We start from the raw sequence: 23,627 nt of genomic DNA on the forward strand, positions 1-23,627 counted from the left end.
TCCCTAGGACCGCCAGCCCAACAGGCGTTTTTCGATCACACCGATGCTCATGCTCAGCGCGACTCCAAGCATTGACAGAATGGCGACACCGGCAAACAGCCGTTCCAGATCATAAAGCGAACCGGCTTCAAGGATATAGGCCCCGATGCCATATTCCGCGCCCAGCATTTCGGCGGCGACCAGCAGGATAATGGCAATCGACAGCGAAATGCGCAGGCCCGACAGGATGCCGGGCATGGCACCGGGCAGTACGATTTTGCGCACAATTGAAAGCCATGACAGGCCGAAGCTTTGGCCCATGCGGATCAGCGAGCGGTCAACGTTATCTACCGCACCATAGGTGGCGACCACCGTAGGGGTAAAAGTGCCGAAGGCGATCAGCGCATATTTGGATGCCTCGTCAATGCCGAACCAGATGACGAACAAGGGCAAGAGCGCAATTTTCGGAATCGGGAAAATGGCCGCGACCAAAGGGATCAACCCGGCGCGTACATAGGAAAAAAGTCCGATCATCACACCCACAGCAATGCCGAAACTGGCTCCGATGGCCGCCCCAACCGCCAATCGCGTCAGCGAAGGCACCATATGCTTGAACAACAGCCCGCTTTGCCAAAGCTCACCAAAGGTAGCAAGGACATCCGAAGGGCGGGGCAGGGTCAGCGGCGAAATCCATCCACTGCGGGTGCCCCATTCCGCGATGACGATCAGCAGTATAAACACCGCCACACCCGCAAAGCGCCGCGGCTTCGGGGCAAAGCCGCCGCCGCGAAACCGGACTTCGGTGGCGGCGTGATCTGTGGTGGTATCAGACATCCAGCAATTCCTCATCCGCCGCACGGGCCTCTTCGCGCATTAAATCCCACAGATGTTTCTGGGTTTGTTCAAGGCGGTGATCGCCGTGGCTGCGTTCGGCCAGCGGCATGTCAATCTCAACCACTTCACGGATCTGACCGGGGCGGCGCGACAGTACCACAATGCGATGCCCAAGGCGCACGGCCTCGGCCAGATTATGTGTGACATAGGCCGCCGTGAACGGCTGGCGCGTCCATAGGGCAATCAAGTCATCCATCAACAATTCGCGGGTCTGACTGTCAAGCGCCGACAATGGTTCATCCATCAGCATCACCGCAGGGTTCACTGCCAAGGCCCGCGCAATCGCCACCCGCTGTTTCATCCCGCCGGAAAGTTGGCGTGGCAAGGCGTCACGAAAATCACTGAGTTTGGTGCGGGCTAGTACGTCCGAAATGATCGCATCCGCCTGCGTACCCTTGATCCCGTGATCCTCAAGCACAAGCGAGATATTGGCCCGCACAGAGCGCCAGGGCAGGAGGGCGAAGTCCTGAAAAATATAGGTAAGCGGATTCAGACAACCCTTGGGCGGCGTGCCGAGTTGCAAAACGCGCCCCGAGGTGGCTCGTTCAAGCCCGCCCATTAACCGCAGGAGGGTGGATTTCCCGCAGCCCGATGGCCCGACCAGACAAACGATTTGCCCGGCGGGAATATCAAGGGAAATGTCACGCAGGACTTCCGTGTCGCCATAGAAATGGCTGATTGCATCCAGACGGATATCCATGATGTCACTGCCCTAAACTTGAAAACGGGGCCGGTCCTTTTTACGAAAAGCCGGCCCCATGGGACGTAAATTATGCTTCGAAAGTGTCCACATAGCTAGGGTCAATCAGCGTGTCCAAGGTGATGCTTTCATCAACCAGACCTTCGGACTGGAACCAGCTGAGCTGATCCTGAACGGAGGCAACATTCAACTTGGCCCCTTCGTTCAGACGCATGGTGCCGTTGATGATCGACGGTGCCGCCTTTTCGCGCGGACGGTCAGTGTAGACATATTTATGGATCAGATCGACCATGGCATTCACGCCATCCTCACCGCCGGATTTATCAATCATGGCTGAATTGTAATCGCTGACACCCTTGCCAAATCCATTCAGGAAGGCCGTTGTCTGATCCCGTTCATCCGCGGCATTCTTCGCTGAGGTAAAGACGGTGGTGACCTGATAGTTCGGCAGATAGTCAGAGATATTGCCGATGATATGCACCGCACCGGACCCGGCCAGCGGCTTGGCGATATGGGGCACAATTGACCATGCATCAATCTGGCCCGACTTCAGGGCACCAATGATCGCACCCACCTTTTGCAATGGCTTAAATGACATCTCGATGCCTTCGGCCTGCGCGACCTTGGACCCCATGTAGTGGAATGACGAACCCGCTGTCGAAATGCCAAAAGACTTGCCCGCCAGGTCCGCAGGGGTTGTGACGCCCGCCTTGAAGGCGGCGTCCGAAGCGAGAATTTTCTGTCCGTCGATGCCCGGCTCTTCGCTCAACGCGCCGCCGATGACTTTGATCGCGCCCTTGTCGGCCAGCGACACAAGCCCGCCAGAAATCGCGGTCACGGCGTAGTCCACATCCCCGGAAGCGATTGCCACCGCCATTGGTTGCGCCGCCTGAAAGAAACGCAGTTCGACATCAAGCCCAGCTTCGGCAAAATAGTTGCGTTCAACAGCGATGAAACTGCCGGAATGCGAGGTGAAGCGCAGCGCACCCACAACGACCTTCTTATTCTGCGCAAGAGCAGGTGCGGCCAGCCCGGTCGCTGCCGCTGCACCAATCAGGCCCAGCGTGTGGCGTCTGTTAAAGTTAGTCATGGTATCCTCCCAGAATGATCAAGGCGTCCTGCATTAATGGCAGACCCCCGTTACCCGAATTGTTCCTTAGTGCAGGCGCTGCCTTGGCCGGACCGTCACATGTTTTATAAGTTAACAGGTTGGTTTTGAACTGCAACGGCTGCTGCCCGCTGTCAGGGCGCCGAGGGCTGTCCAACGGCAAGGCATCAAGGCGCTGTGCTTTGCCTATTCGGCGGGCCAGTCGATGGCGTTAACGTCTTTCAACAGGGCGGAGTGTGGAAAGGTGGTCGGCTCATTCAAATAGCTTTCGACCAGGGGCCAGGCCTCTTGGGGTGAAATGAAACAGCCCACCGGATAGATTTCGTCGCTGCCCACATCGACGGTTTCTTGCATCCGGCCTTCGTCAGCAACGGTTGCGACACCAGCGATGAATTTCTTATCCCATTTGTCAAACATCAGACAAATGCCGTGATCTGCGCTGTGGATGATCAGGCAGTTATGGCTTGCGCCTTCGGGGTCGATAAACTTGAAGGCACCGCCATTGACTTCCGCATCCCATTTTTCGGGATCGTAATCTAGGAAATAAGGGCGGTAATCAGCGCTATCGGCCTCGCGTCTTGTGGGTTGGCCAAGGAAGTTCAGTGTGAATTTACCATCGCTCATTGCTGCCAATCTCCCACAAAGCCTTCTTCAGTTACTGTTGCGATACGCCCGTTCGCCAGTCGTATGGTAAGGGTTTCGATGCCCATCGCACTTATGATGATGGGTAAGGTGTTCTGACAGGAGCTACAAGCGATCCGGTCCACATAAAGCGTCAGTTCGGCAGGCATTTCGCCGTCGGTATTCTCATATATCTGCATCAATGTATGGGCCTCGGCGTGATAAAGAGCCTGACGTGCAAAGCTGCCGGGACGACCAGCAGGTATGCCCAAAGTACCTTCCCATTGCCGGGCCCGCTCCCGATCTGCTTCGTCGAAGTTCTCAGAGTTCACACCGATGTAACGCTGTCCGTCCACCTCTGTGATTGAAACCGTTCCGGCTCCCCCTCTGGAATCGGTGATGTGCCGCGTGGCGCGAAAATCCGTGATTGCGTCAAAGGCAGCCTCAGCTGCGGCATTTTCCTGTTCCCGTGCGATATCTTCCGGGCTGCGTTCCGCCCATCCGATGGCAGCAAAGAAGGCGTTGGCCCAGCTGCGGATATCTGGTGAGACGGGTGGCGGATCAGGCGTGTCGGACATAAATGCGCCTTGTTAAAACGGGCGGACCAAAAGATGTGGATGCGCGGGTCAGAATACGACCTGCTGTGCAATAAAATACGCTGTCGCTTGGAGGCTGGCATCAGGACCCCAACCGATCAACAACTTCAGGTTACAATACCTTCGGGCGAAAACAACTTAAAACCGCAGCGTCTCAATACGGGCGCTTGACCAACCTGTTATTGTTCAGGAAATGAGGGATGCACGGCGGCGCGGGCATCATATGGGGCGGGATCTGTGCAAATGCGCCAATTCCCGCCCTTTTGAGTTAGCTTTTCTTGCGATCATCCACGATCTTCATCAGGGACATATCGCTTTGTCCCAGTTCGAAGGCGGCAAAGGGCCCGCCCTGCAACATGGTGCCAGGATCGGTGGGATCGGCCTCATCCGCCTCTGCCAGGATCGCTTCGGCAAACTGCTCGGCGTTGTCTTTCGGGCGATACCCCAGAAACGAAGCCTTGGAATTGTCGACCGGCGCGCGGTCATTGTTGGACACGCCGTAAACCACACTGAACCCGACAACGGGTGTATCAATCGCCCGGGTGACCAGCTGGATCAGATCGTCATAAGACAGCCAAGACCCCAGCGCCCGTGGATTGGTGACCTGTGCGGCAGAAAGAATGCGCAGATGCACGGATTCCATCTGGCGCTTTTCCCAGTACATGCGGCCCAGATCTTCGGTGAAACATTTGGCCAGACCATAGAATGTATCAGGACGGTGGGGCACTTCGGTGTCGATGAACTCGGTCTTTGGATACATGCCAACCGCGTGGATCGAACTGGCATAAACCACCCGTTTTACCCCATGCTGAAAACCCGCTTCCCAGATGTTATAGCTACCGACAAAATTTGGCCCCAGCATTTCTTCAAACGGGCGCTCGTCCACGATGGCCCCGAAGTGCACCACCATATCAGCGCCTTCAAGGATCGCATGAACTTCGTCGAATTTGGCCACATCGGCCCGCACAAACCGTTCACCGGGATAAAGCGTGCCGATGTCGTCAGCGATATCGGTGCTGACCAGCTCGTCACACATCTTGCTTAGTGGTTCACGCAGATAGGACCCCAGCCGCCCGGCGGCCCCCGTCAACACCAGTTTCTTGAGCTTCATCACAAATTTCCTCGATTGGGGCGGTCAGATCACCGCGTTTTCCATAAATTTATATTGATTTTCGATGCGGTTAAACCCGAAGGGGGCAAGATCCAGCGTGCGATATTCACCATAGGCAATCTGTTCTGCAACGCCGCGTCCCAATGCGGGGGATTGCTGCAACCCATGCCCCGAGAACCCGTTCACAAAGACAAAGTTGGCGACCTTGGTATGCCGCCCGACCACCGCGTTCTGATCAAACGTGTTATAGGCGTAATGGCCGACCCATTCATTGATCACCTTGACCTGTTCAAAGGCCGGTACACGGGTGGCGACGATGGGCCAGACCTTTTCCTGCCACAGGCTGTGATCAAATCCGAAATCATCCGGGGCCACATCCGGGTCCTCATCCGGTGGGCAGCCCGCAAGATAGTATTTCCCCTCCGAACGCATATGCACACCGGAAGGATCAATGGTCAGCGGCAGATCACGGTCCAGCGGATTGGCGGCGTCAAAGATGAATGTATAGCGTTTGCGTGGCCGCACTGGCAGGTCGATGCCTGCCATCTGCGCTGTGGCTGCCGCACGTGGGCCGGAGGCATTCACCACCGTGCCACAGGCGATCGTATCGCCGGATTTCAAGGTGACAGAAGCAACGCCGGTGCCTGCCGCATTCAGGCTCATAGCGGTCACTTCGTCGTGGATATATTCAACACCGTTGCGCCGGGCCATACGTTTGAACCAGTCAAACATCGTGCCGCCATCGAAATACCCTTCATCAACAAGATTGTGATTGGCGGCCAGAACATCGTCGAGTTGGTAAAACGGGTATTCTGCGGCGATTTGGTCACGCGTCATATGGCGGGTATGCGCGCCCTCGGCGGCTTGGATCGCCTGACTCTCGCGCAATGTTTCCGCGAATTCGGGCGTATCGGCAAGGTACATGTACCCGTAGCTTTGCAATACAAGGTTGGGCACCTCGGGATCACCGCCCATAAAGCCGCGAAATCCCTTGATGAATTCGGCTCCAAAACGCGAGATCTGGATGTTCAGCCGGTTAGAAAACTGCTGTCGGATGCAGGAGTTTGTGTGACTGGTCGAGGCAAATTCATAGGTCGGATCCCGTTCCACCACCAGAATACGTCCGTCAAACCCTTTCATCTGGGTCAGCCACCAGGCGACGGAAGAGCCATAGATGGCCCCGCCAACAATGACCACGTCATAGCTTTTATGTGCAGCGTTTCCCATGAACTCCCCCCTTGATTCTAAATAGGCGCTTACGACCGTCTAACGCGGCGATATGATCTGCGTAAAGCTCTGTGAAAGGGTCGGGCCGTGTTGCGCCTCAAAACGATCTATGGCGCAAACGGATTGTGCAAGGCTTGCTCAACCATGAACAGTCGGTCCTGACCATAGAACATATCCCCGTCGACAAAATAGGTCGGTGAGCCAAAGACAGAACGGGCAATTGCCTCTTGGGTATTGGCTTCATGCTGGCTCTGTATGTCCTTGCTGCCTGCGGCCTTTAGCAGGGCCGTTGCGTCAAGCCCGAGATCTAGCGCCAATTGTGTCAGTACCGCAGCATCGGCGATATCTGCATCATCACGCCAATGTGCCTGCAAGATCGCGCGGCTCAACCGGTCTGCCTCCGTGCCCGCAGCGATGATCGCACCATTGGCCAGGGCCAGCGGATTGTCATGAAAGGTTGGCCGGTGGCGCACCATGGGCAGGTCGCGGATTTGCGCCCAACGCACCATTTCGCGACCAAAGAAATAATCAATATGCGCTTTTGAACGTTCCTTGAACCCCTTGCCGCCTGCCGCTGCCATCACCGGCGCAAAGTCGAACGGGTAGTGAATGATCCGCGCCCCGGTGCGTTGCGCGATCTGTTCCAACTCCCATGCGCCCAAATAGGCATAGGCGGAATGGGCAGAATAGAAATATTCAATGGTTTTTGGCGCTTGCATGACAGTCCCCTTTGGTTGCTTGCATCTAATCAGGTGCTGTTGCCCGGTTAAAGAAGTCATTGACTTCATCCGTGACTGCATCAAGTTAAACTGATGACTGCGGCATGCGGGGCAGGAGACAAAGCCAAGTGACGGAACGTCAGGAGATTGAAGAGCTGATAGCGCGTGTGGCCCTTAAGGATCGCGCCGCTTTTGAGGTGCTCTATGATCGGGTCAGTGCGAAACTTTTTGGCGTTTGTTTGCGTGTCTTAACCAAACGGGCAGCGGCCGAGGACGCGATGCAGGACACTTTCGTCAAGATCTGGAACAACGCGGACCGTTACCGTGCAAACGGCTTGTCCCCGATGACTTGGCTGATCACAATTGCCCGGAATACTGCCATCGACCGGCTGCGCGCCCGCAAGAAGGGCCAGCAGGATATTGATACGCCGGGATTGAACCTGATCGCGCCCGGCCCCTCGCCAGAGCAGGCGGCGATTGCCGCATCAGAAGCGGAGAGACTGACCGATTGCCTTGATACCTTGGCAGAGGATCGCGGGGCCGCAATTCGCGGGGCCTATCTTGAGGGGCTGACCTATGCGGATCTTGCCGCAAAGTTCGATGTGCCGCTGAACACCATGCGCACGTGGTTGCGCCGGGGGCTGATCGCATTGCGCGACTGTATGCGCGTATGAGCGAAGAGGATTTCACCCCGCGCGACGCAGAAGATGCCATGGCCGCCGAATATGTGCTGGGCCTTGCAACGGGTGATGTACTGGCAGAGGCACAGACCCGTGCGGCCCATGATGCGGCATTTGCCCAACGTGTAGCATCCTGGCAGGAACGTATGGTGCAGCTGACCGATTCAATTGATCCGGTTGCCCCACCCAAAAAAGTTAAGCGTTTGTTGCTCAAATCGTTGTTCCCGCGCGTTTCGGTGCCACTGATGCAACGCCTGTGGGTATGGCAGGGGATCGCACTGGCCGCGCTGGTTCTGGCGGCTTATCTGGCGACGCCGCTGTTGCAGCCCAAAGAGCTGGACGTGCCACGTGATGTCTATGCCACACAAATGAGCAGCCCGGATTTCGACCTTCAGGTCATCGCGGTGGTGGACACCAGAAACAGCATCGCCCTGCGCCGTCTTGCCGGGCAGGCCCCTGCGGATCGCGTGCTGGAGCTTTGGGCAATCCTGCCGGATCAGGCCCCGATATCGCTGGGTGTCTTGCCAGAAGGGGAATCCGCGCGGATCCCGTTGCCGCAGGCGCTTGCGGAACAGATAGCCACAATCACGCTGGCCATTACGGATGAACCGCTTGGCGGTGCGCCGGGTGGTGTCCCAAGTGGTAGCATCAGGGCCGCAGGCGAGATCAGCGCCCTCTGACAACTGCATCAAAGGTCCGAACCGTCACAAGCCATGTCGTTTTCGATGTTGAGCGGGGCTGCGGTCCGGTCCATGCTGCGGGTATGAAAACACCGCTGATCGACAATCTGCAATACGCCAATTTCTCGCCGAAGATCTTTGAACAGATGCGCGCAGGGGGCGTGGACGCGGTGCATGTCACCATCGCCTATCACGAGAGTTTCCGTGAAATGGTGCTGAACCTTGAACGCTGGAACCGCTGGTTTGAGGATCATCCCGACCTGATCTTCAAAGGCACCACCGCCGCTGATGTGCTGCGGGCACAGGAAACCGGTCGTACCGCGATCTTCTTCGGCTTTCAGAACCCCAGCCCGATTGAGGATGACATCGGCTTGGTCGAGATCTGCCACCAGCTTGGCATTCGTTTCATGCAGTTGACCTATAACAACCAAAGCCTTCTGGCGACCGGATGTTACGAGGAGGACGATACCGGCCTCACCCGCATGGGCCGCGCCGTGGTTAGCGAAATGAACCGCGTCGGCATGGTCATCGACATGAGCCATTCTGGCGAACGCTCCACCTTGGAAGCCATCGAATATTCCACCCGCCCCATCGCCATCACCCACGCCAACCCGCATTGGTGGCACGCTGCCCTGCGCAATAAATCCGATATAGTGCTTAAGGCGCTGACCGGGGCGGGCGGCATGCTGGGGTTTTCCGTCTATCCACACCATCTGGCCGGCGGGTCAGACTGTACCTTGGAAAGTTTCTGCGGAATGATTGCCGAAGCCGCCGCGCGTTACGGCGCGCAAAATCTCGGCATCGGCACGGATCTGTGTCAGGATCAGCCGGACAGCATCGTTGAATGGATGCGGGTCGGGCGCTGGACCAAGGGGATCGATTATGGCGAGGGATCTGCCAGCAACGCAGGTTTCCCGCCGATGCCGGTCTGGTTCAACGACAATCGCGATTTTGGAAATATCCGCAGCGGCTTGACCGCCGTAGGGATGAGCGAGGATGAGGTCAACGGCATCATGGGCGGCAATTGGCTGCGCTTTTACGAAACCAGTTTCGGCCCGCTGTGAAACAGGATGCTGCCCCGCCACAAGCCGCGTTGCGCCCACCGGACGAGGTGATGCGCCTGTCGCGGATGGGGTCGATGTTTCCCACCCGCCTGTCGTTTTTGCGCAGCCTGATACGGCGGCTGGCCGCAGAAAAGGTCACCGTGTCCCGACCTGTCTGGGAAATGTGCAAGGAAGGGTTTGGCCATGCCGTCTATTCGGTCAACTTCGGCGGGCACATCTATTCCCTTGTTGCGGTTTCAACCGACCTGCCACCCGAATTGCGCACCGACCGGGTGATCGCCACCGCTTGGGACAGCAGCTATGTCCTTTATGACGGGGTGCCGGATGAGGCCGAAATTGCCCGCATCGTGGCGGCCGCGCCGAAGCAGGAAGCGGCCCGTTTCACCGAACGCGACCTGATCCTCAGCCGCGCCAATAAATCCGTGCGCCTGTTTGCCCATGTGGTCGAGGCGCTGCGCGCTGGCCGCCAACCTGACGCCACGATGGTGCGCGAGGTTGGCTATCTGATGCGCACAACGGCTGTTTACGGCAACGGTAAATTCGGCATCGCGGATCGCGGGCTGATCGACATGCGTCCGGGTCTTGAAGGGTCGTTTGCTGCGGAAATGTTGACGGTCTGGCTGATCCGCCACTTTACCCACGATCTGGTGGAACATGTGGGGCAGGGCGTGCTGGACGTGACATTGAAACGGCATCTGGGGATTGGCAATTCCACCGGGCTGGGCATGGCACCATTTCTGGTCAACCACCCGGTTTTGCTGAACAACTGGATGCTGGCGCGGGAGACAGCCCTTGCCCGGGTATGTGCAATTGAAAAGCTGGACGTGGCTCAGCAATCCCGCCTACAGGCGTTGGCCACGCGTGCGGCGCAACATCTTGCAGAATGGAAGGTGCCCGATGCGGATCACCAGCTGCGCATCTCCCAATTGCGCAAGGACTGGGAGCGACTGTACCCCACCTTCGATTTCACCGAACATCGCCCCTTGGACAGGGTGATGAACAACATAAAAAGCCACACCGCTGACGTTCAGGAACTTACCGCTGCGCTGCTGATTGAACCCTTTGGGGATCTGGTCGATGGCCTGACTGAATGTATGGCCGATCCTGGCTTTGGCCCCGGTCCGGTGCCATGTGATACGGGCGCGCTGCGCAGCGCAATAGAACAACATTTCGCATGGGCGCTGACCCCCGATTACGAGGATCACGATTGCTGCGGGCAGTTCTGGTATGTGTCTGAAGCAAAACAGGAACCCCGTCTGGGTCGACGGTTTGAGGAGGCAGGGGCCGAGCTTGAAAGTCCGCTGGATATTGGACGCCGGGTGAAAGCGCTTTACCGTGATTTGCCGATGCAGAACATCCGAACCTCGACCTTGTTGCAGACCTATCCAGACCACGCGTTGGCCGTTTCACGTGTCCAATTGGCAGCACAACATCCCTACGCCGAAATCCGCGACAACCTGATCGCCGCCACCTGTCTGCCGATCGACATGCTGCGCTGTAAACTGTCCTTCTTCGGGGCCTCTAAATTTGATCCGAAATCCGACCGCTGGACCCGCATCACCCTGTGTCAGGGTGCGCCTTTGGCTGATGATCTGGCCCATGATGCGGATGACTGGTGGCTGCCGGTGTTTGCGCCATGAAGTGTTCAGCGAATGAAGTCATGACATTGGCCGCCAAAGCCGCGCGTGGGGCAGGGGCACCGCCGGCACAGGCGGCTGATTTCGGGGTGGCAGCCCTGCGGCATCTGCAAGCGGGGCGTGAGTTTGATATGCTGATTGACGCGTTAAAGGCGTTGCCTTCGGGCCCGGTGATCGCCTTGCCGCTTGTGCTGATGCAGATTTTGGAGAACTCGACCGATGGCATCGCAGAGGGCGGACTTGAACCGGGCAGTAACGCCACACTGATCCAAAGCTATCTTGACGCGCAACCTTTTGAGACACAGTTAGAAAATCAAGCGGAGAGTTTTCACATCACCCTCTTTCCGACCAAACTCAAAGCCGCGCCTCTCATGCCCCGCGTTGATGCCCCTGACGACCTCTTGGCCTCTCTCCAATCTTATGCCGCGCGCATCCTGGTGCCGGAATCCGACGCCTCCCGCCTGTCCGGTGCTGGTGCGGGGCTGACCGACAACGACTAGGTGCCGCGTCGCTTTGCCCGCACAGTTGGGTCTGCCTGTGTCGGGTCCTCGGGCCAGGGGTGGCGGGGATACCGCCCCCGCATGTCCTTGCGCACATCCGCATAAGAGCTGGCCCAGAACCCCGGCAGATCCATGGTGACCTGCACAGGGCGTTGGCCGGGCGATAAAAGTGTGATTTTCAATGGACTTCCAGCAACTTGCGGGTGCTTGGTCACGCCAAAAAGCTCTTGCAGGCGCAGGGTGATCTGAGGCGCGTCTCCGTCATAGTCAATCGGCACCTTACGGCCCAGCGGGGTGACAAAATGCGCCGGTGCCGCGCGGTCCAGCGCCTGTTGCTGATCCCAGTCCAGACGGGCACGCAAAGCCGGCAACAGGTCAAACCCCTTCCATTGGCCAGCGCTGCGCACGTCAGTCAGATGTGGCAGAAGCCATTCCTCAAGCTCCTCCAGCAATACCTTTTCGCTGAAATCGGGGAACCCGTCGGGCATCAGCCGGGCGCGGGCCAGAAAACGCGCGGCGGGCGGGGCAGGGTTCAGCCCCAACTGGCGTACCCCTTCCAGCATGGCACGGGCCACGTCAGCCTCCGGCGCATCCGGCCAAATGCGATCATCCAAAACCAAAGCGCCAAAGCGTTCCTGCCGGCGAGTCAAAACCCGTCCCTCCCGGCGTGACCACAGGCAGAGGTCATGCCACGCAATCTGATCCGCATATAGCGCGCGCAGCTCTGCCTCGCTTAACCGCGCGGCCTGACGCACCTTGGCCTCGCGCGGATTTCCGTCAAGGTCGGTTGCAACAATCAGCCGTTCACCGGCCATCACATCACCTTCGGCAATCAGCGCACCCTTGCCCCCCGAAAGAACATAGCGCGGCGCATCCCCCTTGCGCCGCAGCCCGATCCGGTCGGGATAGGCAAGCGCGGCCAGAGGGCCAAGGGTATCAGGGCCGTCCTTGTCCTGCGCCCGTTTCAGGCGTTTGGATTCTTGCCGGATGCGGGCGATCGTTGGGGCATGGGCATCGGCGCGGCTCTGACGCCCCTCGATCACATCCATGCGCAAAGACAGATCCACGCCAGCGCCGCGTAAAGGATCCCGTTCCGCCAATAGCGCGGCAAGGGTGGCACCTCGCGGCCCGCCCTCTCCGACCATATGCGCAAGTCGCGGATGCAGTGGCAGGGTGGCCAGGGCGCGGCCATGGGCGGTGATCCGGCCCACGCCATCCAATGCACCCAGCATCTGCAAGACTGATCGCGCCTCGGCCAGACGGCCCTCATGCGGCGGGGTGACAAAGGTTAGATCACTCGCATCCGCCCCCCAGACCGCCAGCTCCAGCGCAAAGCCGCTTAGATCACCAACCTCGATCTCTGCCGGCGGAAAGGCGGGTAGCGCACCTTCTTCTCCCTTGGTCCACAGCTTGTAGGCAGTGCCGGTGGACATCCGCCCGGCGCGACCTGCGCGCTGGGTCGCCTCGGCGCGGCTGACTTTTTCGGTGACGAGTTGTGACATGCCAGAGGCGGGGTTGAACCGTGCCCGCCGCGCGCGTCCTGCATCTACGACAATGCGAATACCCTCAATCGTCAGTGAGGTTTCCGCGATAGAGGTCGCCAGCACCACCTTGCGCCCCTTTGGCGCGGGGGCGATGGCGGCGCGTTGGGCCTTAAAATCCATCGCACCAAACAGCGGGGCCAGTATGCAATCCGCGGGCAGTTGCGATTTCAACAAGGTTTCAACACGCCTGATCTCGCCCTCGCCCGGAAGAAACACCAGCGCAGAGCCGGGGGAGTCTGCCAGCGCCTTCAGCACCAAATCGGCAGTCGCCTGTTCAAGCCGTTGCTTGCCGACAGGCCTGTCCAGCCAGACCGGCGTGACCTCAAAACTGCGCCCTTCCGAGGTGATCACGGGTGCCTCAATCAGCTCTGCCACAGGTGCCGCGTCCAGCGTGGCGGACATCACCACCAACAACAAATCGTCGCGCAGCGCAGCCGCCACTTCCAGACACAGCGCCAGACCCAGATCAGCGTTCAGCGAGCGTTCGTGAAATTCGTCAAACACCACCGCACCGACGCCGCACAACTCAGGGTCGTCTTGCAACATCCGCGTCAGGATGCCTTCGGTCACCACTTCAATACGGGTATCTTTGCTGATCGCAGAGGCACCGCGCACACGATACCCCACTGTTGCCCCTGCCTTTTCGCCACGTGTTTGCGCCATCCGTTCGGCCGCGGCCCGCGCAGCAAGGCGGCGTGGTTCCAGCATCAGGATGCGCCCTTGCGTAAGGTGAGCCTCCAGCATGGCCAAGGGCACACGGGTGGTTTTGCCCGCACCCGGCGGTGCCTGAAGCACCACACGTTTATGTTCTCGCAGGGCGGCAATCACCTGTGGCAGCACGGCATCAATGGGCAAGGTTTCAGACATGGGGCGGTTATCGGGCAAAGCGGGGCAAAGGCCAAGGGTCTTGGGTCTGGACAAATCTGGCGGGGACCGCAAAAGATGCGCCATGGACATCAAGGACATAGCACAGCGCGTCAGCGCAGGCGAGCGGCGCGCACTGGCGCGCGCCATTACATTGGTTGAATCAGGGCGCGCGGATCACCGTGCGCGGGCGGCAGACCTGTTGGCCGCCTTGCCGCAAGACCGTCAGGCGCTGCGCATCGGATTGTCGGGCACGCCCGGGGTGGGCAAATCGACGTTTATCGAGAGTTTCGGCATGATGCTGATCCGTCAGGGGCTACGGGTGGCGGTCCTGGCGGTGGATCCTTCATCGTCACGCTCCGGCGGGTCCATTCTGGGCGATAAGACGCGGATGGATTTGCTTAGCCGCGAGGCAAATGCCTTCATTCGCCCCTCCCCCAGTCAGACCCATTTGGGCGGCGTGGCGCGCCGCACCCGCGAGGCGGTGCGCCTCTGCGAGGCAGCGGGGTTTGACGTGGTTTTGATCGAGACCGTTGGTGTGGGGCAATCCGAAACCGTGGTTGCCGAAATGTCCGATCTGTTCCTGCTGCTGCTGGCACCGGCGGGCGGGGACGAGTTGCAGGGCGTAAAACGCGGCATCATGGAAATGGCGGATATCATTCTGGTCAACAAGGCAGATGGTGATCTGAAACCGGCCGCTGTGCGCACACAGGCGGATTATACCGGGGCGTTGCGATTGCTGCGCAAACGGGCACAGGATCCTGATGGTTACCCGCTAGCCATGGCGGTTTCCGCCTTGCAGGAGAACGGTTTAGAGGATGCCTGGAAGAGCATGAAAACACTGGTGGACTGGCGGCGTTCGGAAGGATTTTGGGAACGCACGCGCGCAGCGCAGGCCCGCTATTGGTTCGAGGAAGACGTGAAACAGCGTTTGCTGGCCCAGCTTCAGGGGGCCGAGGCGCGTGCGGCCTTGGCCGAGTTGAGCGACAGGGTTGCGGCGGGGACTGCGGATCCGTCAGCGGCAGCGCAGGCCTTTGTTGAAGGGCTGGGACGGTAACGGGGAAAAGCGGAAACTTTCAAAGTTTCCGACCGTTTTCTTCAAAAGAAAACGCTCACCCCGCCTTTGGATGCGCCCGATTGTAGACTTCCATCAGACGTGCAGTATCTACCGCCGTATAGGCCTGTGTGGTCGATAGGGAAGCATGGCCCAGCAACTCCTGAATCGCGCGCAGATCACCACCCGCATCCAGCAGATGAGTTGCGAAACTGTGGCGCATGGCATGGGGCGTGGCGGTCGCGGGCAGCCCCAGTTGCATCCGGGCATCGGCCATGACCTTGGCAATCGAACGGGCTGACAAAGCACCGCCGCGAATGGCGCGAAACAGCGGCGCATCAGGCGTAGAAGGGTGTGGACACAGCCGCACATAAGCGTCCACAGCATCCCGCGCGGCAGGCAGAACCGGCACCAGCCGTTCCTTGCTGCCCTTCCCGATGATCCGTAGACTTTCAGGCAGGGGAGCATCCCGCGCCAGCAGACCCAACGCCTCGGAAATCCGCAGGCCGCAGCCCCAAAGCAGAGTCAGGACAGCAACATCGCGGGCGGACACCCAAGGGCGATCCGATTGAATTTCGACACAATCAATCATTGCCTTGGCGGCATCTACAGCCAGCGGGCGAGGCAACTTCTTTTGATATTTCGGCGCGCGGGTGGAAAGCACCGCCGTGGGTTCAAACCCTTCGCGTTCGGCCAGCCAGCGATAAAACGCTTTCACGGCAGACAGCTTGCGGGCCATGGACCGCGGCCCCACATTTGCGCCGCGGGTGCGGGCCATCCAAGAGCGCATGTCAGAGATGGTGATCTGCGCCAATGCGCCCAGCCCCTGGGATTGCGATTTGTGCAGGGTCATGAACGACAGGAAATCCGCAACATCACCCTGATAGGCGATGATGGTGCCTTCTGCCGCGCCCTTCAAGGCGCGTTGATGTTCAAGCCATGTTTGCAGCGCGTCACGCGCGGCGGGGCTGATCAGCCCGATGTTTGTGGGGTTTCCGGCGCGGCTCAAGACAGCCAGCGGCGCATGGCGCGTTCAAAAACACCGGTGAAAAACGTCAGCAGATCCGTGCCCTGCTGCGGGCCGAACATATGTGGATCCTCGGAACCCAGCACCAGAAGGCCGGGCAGGCGACCCGCGCCGAAATCGAGTTTCAGACAGGCCTCGGAGCGGACCCAATCCGCTTTGCCCTCATAGACCTGTTCTGATCCATCCTGTACCCCGCGAAGCGTCACCTGCCGCGCAATGCCGCCGCGCCCGTGGGTCAGGTAGTCGTCGATGAATCCGGGTTCCGCCACGCTTAACACATCGCCAAGACGCTGCACCGCCGGATCATCGTCGTTTTGAACCGACTCCAACACCAGCTTGACCGCGTCGACACGCAGGATATCGGCCACTTCGCCCCCCAGATCGAGCAGAAAGGTTTCGAATTCCACCGGATCGAGCATCCGCAGAATGGCGCGGTGGATCTGGTTGGTGCCCGCAAGGTTTTCATAAGCGGCAGCAATTACGCTGCGGTGGGTGTCTTCCAGCCGGTCCAGCCGCGCTTCCAGCCGTTCCATTGCTATGCCGCGCAGATCAACAATATTGCCGCCCATCGCTTTTTCATTCGCGGCAATCAGCGCCTGCATGACGTCGCCGTCATCCAGAATCACATCGGGCTTCGAAATGATCGCCTCGCGCAGGACGTCATCGATCTTGGGGTTGCTGCTCATGGTCGTCTCTTTTTATTTTCGCATCTTATATCAGGGGGCAGCGCAAAAATCTGCCCCCAAGTTGTGCAAATGATGACCTGTGGCGCTTTGGCGTCAGAGGTGCCGGTAGACAGAGTAATCTTCCTGTCTCCGGTTGGTCAGCTGGGCGGGCGGCCCAGCCAAGGGGTTTTACAGGATATTTTGCCCGGTTTTCGCCCAATCCTTCATGAATTGCTCAAGTCCCGCATTGGTCAACGGATGTGTTGCCAGTTTCTTGATCACCTCTGGCGGGGCAGTCATGACGTCGGCACCGATCAAGGCACATTCCTGCACATGTGCCACGGAACGGATTGATGCGGCCAGAATGTTGGTTTCAAAGCCGTAGTTGTCATAGACCGTGCGAATGTCCTGAATTAGGTCCATACCGTCTACGTTGATGTCATCCAGACGCCCGATGAAAGGCGAGATGAAAGTTGCGCCGGCTTTTGCCGCCAGCAGTGCCTGATTGGCAGAGAAACACAGGGTCACATTGACCATACGGCCCTCGCCCGACAGGGTTTTACAGGCCTTGAGCCCGTCCCATGTCAGCGGCAGTTTGATGGCGATATTCTCAGCAATCTCAGCCAGTTTGCGGCCCTCGGCGATCATTGCGTCGGCTTCCATGGCAACCACTTCGGCGCTGACCGGGCCGGAAACGATGGAGCAGATTTCCTTGGTGACTTCCATGATGTCACGGCCGGATTTCAGAATCAGCGAGGGGTTGGTTGTGACCCCGTCGACCATGCCAAGATCGTTCAGTTCGGCAATGGCGTCGATTTCGGCGGTATCTACAAAGAATTTCATGTGCGGTCCTTGCGGTTGGAGGGGGATGCATTGATCTTGGGTCTAGCGTAAGCCACGCGGACCTGAAACCCTCTTTTGTAGCGATGGAGCGCCTGTGAGCAGCCCGGAATTCTTTCATCATGGTGATTTGGTTGCAGTGATGAGCACCCAACCCCTTGGCCGTGCGCTGGATTACAAAGCGCCGGAAGGGGGCTGCCGAATGGGGGCCTTTGTCGAAGTGCCACTGGGGCCGCGCAAGGTATTGGGCGTGGTCTGGGGGCCAGGCAAGGGGGATTATGATCTGGCGAAAATCCGCCATGTGATCCGTGTGCTGGATGCCGCACCGATGCGCGATGAGATGCGCAGTTTTCTGGAACGTGCCGCCGCCTATACCTTAACCCCAATGCCCGCGATGCTGCGGCTTGCAACGCGGGCACCGGGGTTGGGGGACCCGCCCTCGATGCGCAAGGTCTACCGGCGCGGGACGGCTGAACCCAACAAGATGACCGATGCAAGGCGGCGTGTTCTTGAAACCCTGGATGAATATGGGGACCTGTCTTTCACACTGAAAGAACTGGCGGATATGGCGGGGGTGACGGCGTCTGTGGTCAAAGGGCTGGTGACGCAGGATGCGGTGCGCGAAGAGGAGTCCCCGCGCGATGTGCCGTTCCTGCAGATGGACCCTGAACGGCCAAGCAAGGCGTTGACCGAAGATCAGGCGGCAGCGGCAGCGGTGATGGATGAAGGGGTGCGGTCAGGGAAATATGGTACAACCCTGCTGCGCGGGGTGACCGGATCAGGCAAGACCGAGGTTTATCTGGAAGCCGTGGCCGCCGCCTTGCGGGCAGGACGGCAGGCGCTGGTGTTGCTGCCGGAGATTGCCCTGACCGAGCAGTTTCTGGAACGGGTACAGGAACGCTTCGGGGCGAAGCCTGCCGAATGGCATTCCGGTGCCACAATGACCGAACGTCGCCGCATCTGGCGCATGGTGGGGCAGGGCCAGTGCCAGGTGGTGATCGGGGCGCGTTCGGCCCTGTTCCTGCCCTATCAGAATCTGGGTCTGATTGTGGTCGATGAGGAACATGACAGCTCCTACAAACAGGAAGAGGGTGTGCTGTACAATGCCCGCGATATGGCGGTGTTGCGGGCAGCGATCTGTGGGGCGCAGGTGGTATTGGCAAGCGCAACACCCTCGCTGGAATCCTGGGCGAATGTGGAGGCGGGCAAATACCGCCGGCTTGATCTGACTTCGCGGTTTGGGCCTGCGGTGATGCCGGAAATGGGCGCGATTGATATGCGTGCCGAGGGGTTGAAGAGCGACCGGTGGGTTTCACCTACCTTACAGGCAGAGGTCAACAAGCGGTTGGAGCGGGGCGAGCAGGCGATGTTGTTTATCAACCGCCGCGGCTATGCGCCGATTACCCTGTGTCGCGCCTGCGGGCATCAGATTGGCTGTGATGATTGTGATGCGCGAATGGTGGAGCACCGGTTCCTGAAACGGCTGGTCTGTCATCAATGTGGGGAAAGCAAGCCGATGCCGGAGGCCTGTCCGAACTGCGAGGCGGTGGGCAAGCTGGCACCGGTGGGGCCGGGAGTGGAGCGGTTGGGCGAAGAAGCCGCAGCGATCTGGCCGGAGGCACGGATCGCGACCCTGAGTTCGGACATGTATGGATCTGCGCGGGCGTTGAAGGCCGAGATCGCGGGCATTGCCGAAGGCGCGGCGGATATTGTGATCGGCACGCAGCTGGTGGCCAAAGGGCATAATTTTCCCAACCTGACCCTCGTTGGCGTCATTGACGCCGACCTCGGGTTGCAGGGGTCGGATTTGCGTGCCGCTGAACGCACCTTTCAACTGATGCGTCAGGTCGCCGGGCGTGCAGGGCGGGCCGAGGCCCCGGGGGCGGCCCTGCTGCAAACCTATCAGCCGGAACACCCGGTCATTCGCGCCATTCTGGCAGGGGATGAAGAAGGTTTTTGGGCGGCGGAAGCTGCCGAGCGCAAACAGGCGGGTGTGCCGCCCTATGGGCGTATGGCGGGGATTATCCTGAGCGGGCCGGATGTGGCGGCGGTATTTGACGCGGGTAATTTGCTGGCGCGACAGGACGGGGCACTCCGGCGGATCGGGGCGCAGGTCTTCGGGCCGGCACCGGCACCGATTGCGCGGGTGCGCGGGCGCCATCGTGTGCGGTTACTGGTGAAGGCGGAGAAATCCGCCCCTTTGCAGGAGGCGTTGGCGCAATGGGTGGCACAGCTGCGATTGAAAGGGGATTTGCGGCTGGCCGTGGATATTGACCCACAGAGTTTTTACTAAGGGCGAATACGCAGGAGCCTGCCCTCCGCTTCCTGATAACGGAACGCATCATCATCCCAACGCCAATGGGCGGTGGGTGTCGTGAGTGCGGACAGTATATAAGGCCAAAAAGAGGGGCAGCTGATGCTGTGCTTGGGGCCGGCGTGGCGCAAGGCGGGGAGGGCGGATGTGGTTTTCATCTCGTCTTTCCCTTGGGGCGGGCGTAAGGGTGAGGGATGACACAATATATCACCCTCGAAGATGCCAAGTCCCTGCCGTTTTGGCGCAGGCCTGTTTCACTGTTGTTTCTTATGGCTTTGGCGATGCCAATTGCCTTTAACACCTGGGCCGCTCTGCTGAACAACTTTGTGATTGAGGTTGCGGATTTTGACGGCGCAGACATCGGGTTGTTGCATACGATACGCGAGATTCCGGGGTTTCTGGCCGTTGGGGTGATTGCGATCATCCTGTTCGTGCGCGAACAGGTTTTGGGGATGGTGGCGCTGATCCTGCTTGGGGCGGCAACTGCCGTGACGGCGTGGTTTCCCTCGATGGGCGGGATCCTGACGCTGACCATGTTAAGCTCGATCGGGTTTCATTATTACGAGACTGTGAACCAGTCGTTGCAATTGCAGTGGCTGAAGATTGAAGATGCCCCGCGCATGCTGGGCTGGTTGATGGCGGTGGGGTCCTTTGCGACCCTGATTGCCTATCTGGCGATTATGGCGCTTTGGGACACGCTGAATCTGTCCTATAATATTGTCTATATGGTGGGGGGTGGTCTGACCGTGGTGATCGCGGTGTTTGCGATGCTGGCCTACCCGCAGTTCGAGGCCCCGACACCGCAGCACAAGAAGATGATCCTGCGCCGCCGGTACTGGCTGTATTATGCCTTGCAGTTCATGGGTGGTGCGCGGCGTCAGATATTCATGGTTTTTGCAGGTTTCATGATGGTCGAGAAATTCGGCTATGACGTGCATGAAATCACCACGCTTTATCTGATCAACCTTGTTGCCAACATTCTGTTTGCCCCGCTGCTGGGCCGAGCGGTGGGTTATTTTGGCGAAAGGCGCACGCTGGGGTTTGAATATATCGGGCTGATCCTGGTGTTTCTGAGCTATGGCGGGGTTTATTATCTGGGGTGGGGCGTCATGGTTGCGGCAACTTTATACGTGCTGGACCATTTGTTCTTTGGTCTGGCCATGGCGCAGAAAACCTATTTCCAGAAGATTGCCGATCCGGCGGATATCGCGCCCACTGCGGCGGTGGCCTTTACCATCAATCACATTGCGGCGGTGTTCCTGCCTGTGGGTCTGGGGCTGCTATGGCTGATCTCACCCGCGGCGGTGTTTTTTCTGGCGGCAGGCATGGCGGCAGTGTCCTTTGCTCTTGCGATGTTGATTCCGCGTCACCCAACACGGGGCAATGAAACGATCTTCAGCGCCGGACTTGCGCAGGCAGCCGAGTAACATGGGGCCGGGGCGCTTTCTGACCGGGGGCACCATGGGTCATGTGGTGCGCATGACGGCGACGGGTGCCATGGGCATCACTTTTGTGTTTCTGGTGGATGCGGCGAACCTGTTCTGGATCAGCCAGCTGGGTGATCCGCAACTGGTGGCGGCGATTGGCTTTGCCTATGCGGTACAGTTCTTTTCAGTCTCGGTTGCGGTGGGGTTGATGATTGCCGCAACGGCGGTGATTTCGCGCAGCATCGGGATGGGCAACCGGGATCAGGCGCGGCGGCAGGCAGGGGCGGGTGTGGTGATTTCGGCCTGCATCCTTGCAGGCGTGACGGCCTTGATCGTCGGATTTCGACATCAGCTGGTTGGGGTGGCCGGGGCCGAGGGGGAAACCGCCCGGCTGGCGGCACGCTATCTGGCCTTCACCATCCCCTCGCTGATCCCGATGTCGGCGGCCCTTGTTTTGTCAGGGGCGCTGCGTGCTGATGGCTATGGGGCGAAGGCAATGTATGTCACATTGTTTGCCGGTGTGGTGTTGATGCTGATTGACCCGGTTCTGATCTTCTGGCTGGGCTGGAAGCTGGATGGGGCGGCGATTGGTCTGGTGTTGTTCCGCCTTTGCCTGCTGGGGCTGGCGGTGTATTTCGCGGTGATCCAGATGAAGCTGGTGGACCGGCCCACTGCGCGCACGCTGCGCAATATTGCGGGGCCGTTCATGGTTGTTGCGGGGCCGGCGATTGCCACACAGATGTCGACACCGGCGGGGAATTACCTGCTGACCATGGTGATGGCGCAATATGGTGATGCGGCAATGGCGGCATGGGCGGTGATCGGGCGGCTGACGGTTGTAGTCTTTGGCGGGGTATTTGCCCTATCCGGCGCGATTGGCGGGATCTTTGGGCAGAACTATGGCGCGGGGCAGATGGCGCGGGTGCGCAGCACCTATCGTGACGCGCTGATCTTTTGCCTTGTCTATACGCTTGTCGCCTGGGCGCTGATGCTATTGGCAACACCCTATGTCATCGCGGCCTTCGGTTTGACAGGAGTGGGAGTCGAGGTGCTGCAATCTTTCACATTGATTGGCGTGGGCGGGTTTGTTTTCATCAGCGCGCTGTTTGTGTCCAATGCTGCTTTCAACAATCTGGGAAAGCCCGCACGCTCTACGCTGGTGAACTGGATCAAGGATGGCGTGCTGAGTTACCCTGCGGCGGCGGCCCTGACCGGGGCGTTCGGGGCGACCGGGGTGATCTATGGGCAGGCACTTGCCGGCGGGGTGATGGGTATGATCGCGGCAACCTGGGGCTGGTTCTATGTCAAAGGGCTGCGCAGCCCGGACGGGCAAGCCCTTGACCCGGTCCCGCCACGCGCCTACCCGAACCCAGACAAACACCGGAGAAGATAATGACCACATTCACCGCACTCACCACACTTGAGGGACGCGCGCCTGCCTATGCGCTGGGCGAGGCGATGGAGCGGCTGACGCCGGAACCCACTGGCGTGGGCGTCTTTGAAGTGGAAGACGGTTCCGGCCTGTGGGAGGTTGGCGGCTATTTTGAGGAAACGCCTGATGAAACGGCCTTGGCCGTGCTGGCGGCGGCGATGGGGGCAAAACCCTTTGTTGTGTCCGAGCTGCCTGAAACCGATTGGGTGGCCCATGTGCGACGCGAACTGGCACCGGTCGAGGCCGGGCGTTTCTTTGTCTATGGTTCCCATGACGCGGATAAGGTGCCCGAGAATTGCGAACCCTTGCTGATTGAGGCCGCGATGGCATTCGGCACGGGACATCACGGCACAACGCTGGGCTGCTTGCGGGCATTGGACCGGCTGGCGACAGATGGGTTTGCGGGCAAGAATGTTGTCGATGTGGGGTGTGGCACCGCCGTTCTGGCAATGGCTGCCGCGCGGATCTGGCCAGAAACCGTGCTGGCCAGCGATATTGATGAGGTGGCTGTGGACGTCGCGCAGGCCAACGTCACGGCGAATGGGCTGGACGGGCGGGTCACCTGTGTCGAGGCCGCAGGCTTTGATCACGCTGACCTTGCTGCGGCGGCCCCTTTTGATCTGGTCTTCGCCAACATCCTTAAAGGTCCGTTAATTGCATTGGCCCCGGATATGGCGGATTCCCTGCAACCGGGCGGCTATGCGATTCTTTCCGGCATTTTGAATGAACAGGCGGATGAGGTGATTGAGGTTTATGCACGATCCGGCGTCAATCTTATGCACAGGGAAAGCATTGTTGACTGGACGACGCTAACGCTTCAAAAAATGACCTAAATTGAAGGGGTTTTAAGGTCTATTTGAGGCAGTTGCCCAGATTTCGCCACATTCTTTGGCTAATAGTTTCTTAACAGCGGTGGGGGCCGTTTGTTAAATGAGAGACTGCTA

Annotated in this window: 22 protein-coding genes; 10 read left to right on the forward strand and 12 right to left on the reverse strand. The window is 59.2% G+C overall.

The genetic code is table 11. The features are described from left to right. Positions 1-3: 3 nt before the first annotated feature. From QQL78_RS03015 to QQL78_RS03050, 8 genes are all read right to left on the reverse strand, one after another. Positions 4-813, reverse strand: a complete 810-nt coding sequence (locus QQL78_RS03015; RefSeq protein WP_284370430.1) for an ABC transporter permease — start codon at positions 811-813, stop codon at positions 4-6. Beyond that, entirely contained in the window at positions 806-1,573 is a 768-nt protein-coding gene (locus tag QQL78_RS03020) for an ABC transporter ATP-binding protein (RefSeq protein ID WP_284370432.1), read from the reverse strand. Before QQL78_RS03020 ends, QQL78_RS03015 begins: the two co-directional genes overlap by 8 nt. Before the next feature lie 70 nt (positions 1,574-1,643). Next, positions 1,644-2,663 carry an ABC transporter substrate-binding protein gene (locus QQL78_RS03025; RefSeq protein WP_284370434.1) on the reverse strand — a complete coding sequence of 340 codons (1,020 nt, stop codon included), beginning with the start codon at positions 2,661-2,663 and terminating at the stop codon, positions 1,644-1,646. Positions 2,664-2,867: 204 nt separating this feature from the next. Further along, positions 2,868-3,305: a hypothetical protein gene (locus QQL78_RS03030; RefSeq protein WP_284370437.1), complete on the reverse strand. Its 438-nt coding sequence runs from the start codon at positions 3,303-3,305 to the stop codon at positions 2,868-2,870. After that, entirely contained in the window at positions 3,302-3,880 is a 579-nt protein-coding gene (locus tag QQL78_RS03035; RefSeq protein WP_284370439.1) for a deaminase, read from the reverse strand. Before QQL78_RS03035 ends, QQL78_RS03030 begins: the two co-directional genes overlap by 4 nt. Positions 3,881-4,166: 286 nt before the next feature. Further along, the gene (locus QQL78_RS03040; protein WP_284370441.1) at positions 4,167-5,009 is read right to left on the reverse strand and encodes an NAD-dependent epimerase/dehydratase family protein; all 843 of its coding nucleotides are present in this window, start codon (positions 5,007-5,009) and stop codon (positions 4,167-4,169) included. A gap of 24 nt (positions 5,010-5,033) precedes the next feature. Next, positions 5,034-6,236: an NAD(P)/FAD-dependent oxidoreductase gene (locus QQL78_RS03045; RefSeq protein WP_284370443.1), complete on the reverse strand. Its 1,203-nt coding sequence runs from the start codon at positions 6,234-6,236 to the stop codon at positions 5,034-5,036. Positions 6,237-6,343: 107 nt separating this feature from the next. Beyond that, the gene (locus QQL78_RS03050) at positions 6,344-6,955 is read right to left on the reverse strand and encodes a 2-hydroxychromene-2-carboxylate isomerase (protein WP_284370445.1); all 612 of its coding nucleotides are present in this window, start codon (positions 6,953-6,955) and stop codon (positions 6,344-6,346) included. A gap of 104 nt (positions 6,956-7,059) precedes the next feature. Between QQL78_RS03050 and QQL78_RS03055 the strand changes: the two genes are divergently transcribed. The 5 genes from QQL78_RS03055 to QQL78_RS03075 all read left to right on the forward strand — a co-directional run bounded on the left by QQL78_RS03055 (position 7,060) and on the right by QQL78_RS03075 (position 11,516). After that, entirely contained in the window at positions 7,060-7,629 is a 570-nt protein-coding gene (locus QQL78_RS03055) for a sigma-70 family RNA polymerase sigma factor (protein ID WP_284370447.1), read from the forward strand. Next, complete coding sequence (locus QQL78_RS03060) at positions 7,626-8,315, forward strand: anti-sigma factor (protein ID WP_284370449.1); 690 nt, start codon at positions 7,626-7,628, stop codon at positions 8,313-8,315. Before QQL78_RS03055 ends, QQL78_RS03060 begins: the two co-directional genes overlap by 4 nt. An 83-nt stretch (positions 8,316-8,398) precedes the next feature. Next, complete coding sequence (locus tag QQL78_RS03065) at positions 8,399-9,379, forward strand: membrane dipeptidase (protein ID WP_284370451.1); 981 nt, start codon at positions 8,399-8,401, stop codon at positions 9,377-9,379. A 50-nt stretch (positions 9,380-9,429) separates the two neighbouring features. Continuing rightward, on the forward strand, positions 9,430-11,019 hold the full coding sequence (locus tag QQL78_RS03070; protein ID WP_386258950.1) for a hypothetical protein: 1,590 nt from the start codon (positions 9,430-9,432) through the stop codon (positions 11,017-11,019). Beyond that, positions 11,016-11,516, forward strand: a complete 501-nt coding sequence (locus QQL78_RS03075) for a hypothetical protein (protein WP_284370453.1) — start codon at positions 11,016-11,018, stop codon at positions 11,514-11,516. Before QQL78_RS03070 ends, QQL78_RS03075 begins: the two co-directional genes overlap by 4 nt. On the opposite strand, the gene hrpB is transcribed toward QQL78_RS03075, so the two are convergent. Next, positions 11,513-13,927, reverse strand: a complete 2,415-nt coding sequence (hrpB, locus tag QQL78_RS03080; protein ID WP_284370455.1) for an ATP-dependent helicase HrpB — start codon at positions 13,925-13,927, stop codon at positions 11,513-11,515. The genes QQL78_RS03075 and hrpB overlap by 4 nt on opposite strands. An 82-nt stretch (positions 13,928-14,009) precedes the next feature. On the opposite strand from hrpB, the gene meaB reads away from it, so the two are divergent. Beyond that, entirely contained in the window at positions 14,010-14,981 is a 972-nt protein-coding gene (meaB, locus tag QQL78_RS03085; RefSeq protein ID WP_284370457.1) for a methylmalonyl Co-A mutase-associated GTPase MeaB, read from the forward strand. A gap of 55 nt (positions 14,982-15,036) precedes the next feature. Here the strand turns inward: meaB and QQL78_RS03090 are convergent, their stop codons facing one another. The 3 genes from QQL78_RS03090 to fsa form a co-directional block, all read right to left on the reverse strand. Next, positions 15,037-15,960, reverse strand: coding sequence for a tyrosine recombinase XerC (locus QQL78_RS03090; protein ID WP_284375422.1), 924 nt, complete (start codon positions 15,958-15,960; stop codon positions 15,037-15,039). A 23-nt stretch (positions 15,961-15,983) separates the two neighbouring features. Then, the gene (locus tag QQL78_RS03095) at positions 15,984-16,691 is read right to left on the reverse strand and encodes a DUF484 family protein (RefSeq protein WP_284370459.1); all 708 of its coding nucleotides are present in this window, start codon (positions 16,689-16,691) and stop codon (positions 15,984-15,986) included. Between the two features lie 168 nt (positions 16,692-16,859). Then, a complete protein-coding gene (gene fsa, locus QQL78_RS03100; RefSeq protein WP_284370462.1) occupies positions 16,860-17,513 on the reverse strand; it encodes a fructose-6-phosphate aldolase in 654 nt (217 codons plus the stop codon). Positions 17,514-17,607: 94 nt separating this feature from the next. Here fsa and QQL78_RS03105 point away from each other — a divergent pair, with 94 nt between their 5' ends. The 4 genes from QQL78_RS03105 (at position 17,608) to QQL78_RS03120 (ending at position 23,516) form a co-directional block, all read left to right on the forward strand. Continuing rightward, the gene (locus QQL78_RS03105; RefSeq protein ID WP_284370464.1) at positions 17,608-19,803 is read left to right on the forward strand and encodes a primosomal protein N'; all 2,196 of its coding nucleotides are present in this window, start codon (positions 17,608-17,610) and stop codon (positions 19,801-19,803) included. A 215-nt stretch (positions 19,804-20,018) separates the two neighbouring features. Further along, positions 20,019-21,251, forward strand: a complete 1,233-nt coding sequence (locus QQL78_RS03110) for an MFS transporter (RefSeq protein WP_284370466.1) — start codon at positions 20,019-20,021, stop codon at positions 21,249-21,251. Next, entirely contained in the window at positions 21,208-22,644 is a 1,437-nt protein-coding gene (locus QQL78_RS03115) for an MATE family efflux transporter (RefSeq protein ID WP_284370468.1), read from the forward strand. The genes QQL78_RS03110 and QQL78_RS03115 overlap by 44 nt, the downstream gene beginning before the upstream one ends. Further along, positions 22,644-23,516, forward strand: coding sequence for a 50S ribosomal protein L11 methyltransferase (locus QQL78_RS03120; protein WP_284370470.1), 873 nt, complete (start codon positions 22,644-22,646; stop codon positions 23,514-23,516). Before QQL78_RS03115 ends, QQL78_RS03120 begins: the two co-directional genes overlap by 1 nt. The last annotated feature ends 111 nt before the right edge of the window (positions 23,517-23,627 follow it).

This window comes from Sulfitobacter pacificus (genome assembly GCF_030159975.1).
Taxonomy (GTDB): Bacteria; Pseudomonadota; Alphaproteobacteria; order Rhodobacterales; family Rhodobacteraceae; genus Sulfitobacter; species Sulfitobacter pacificus.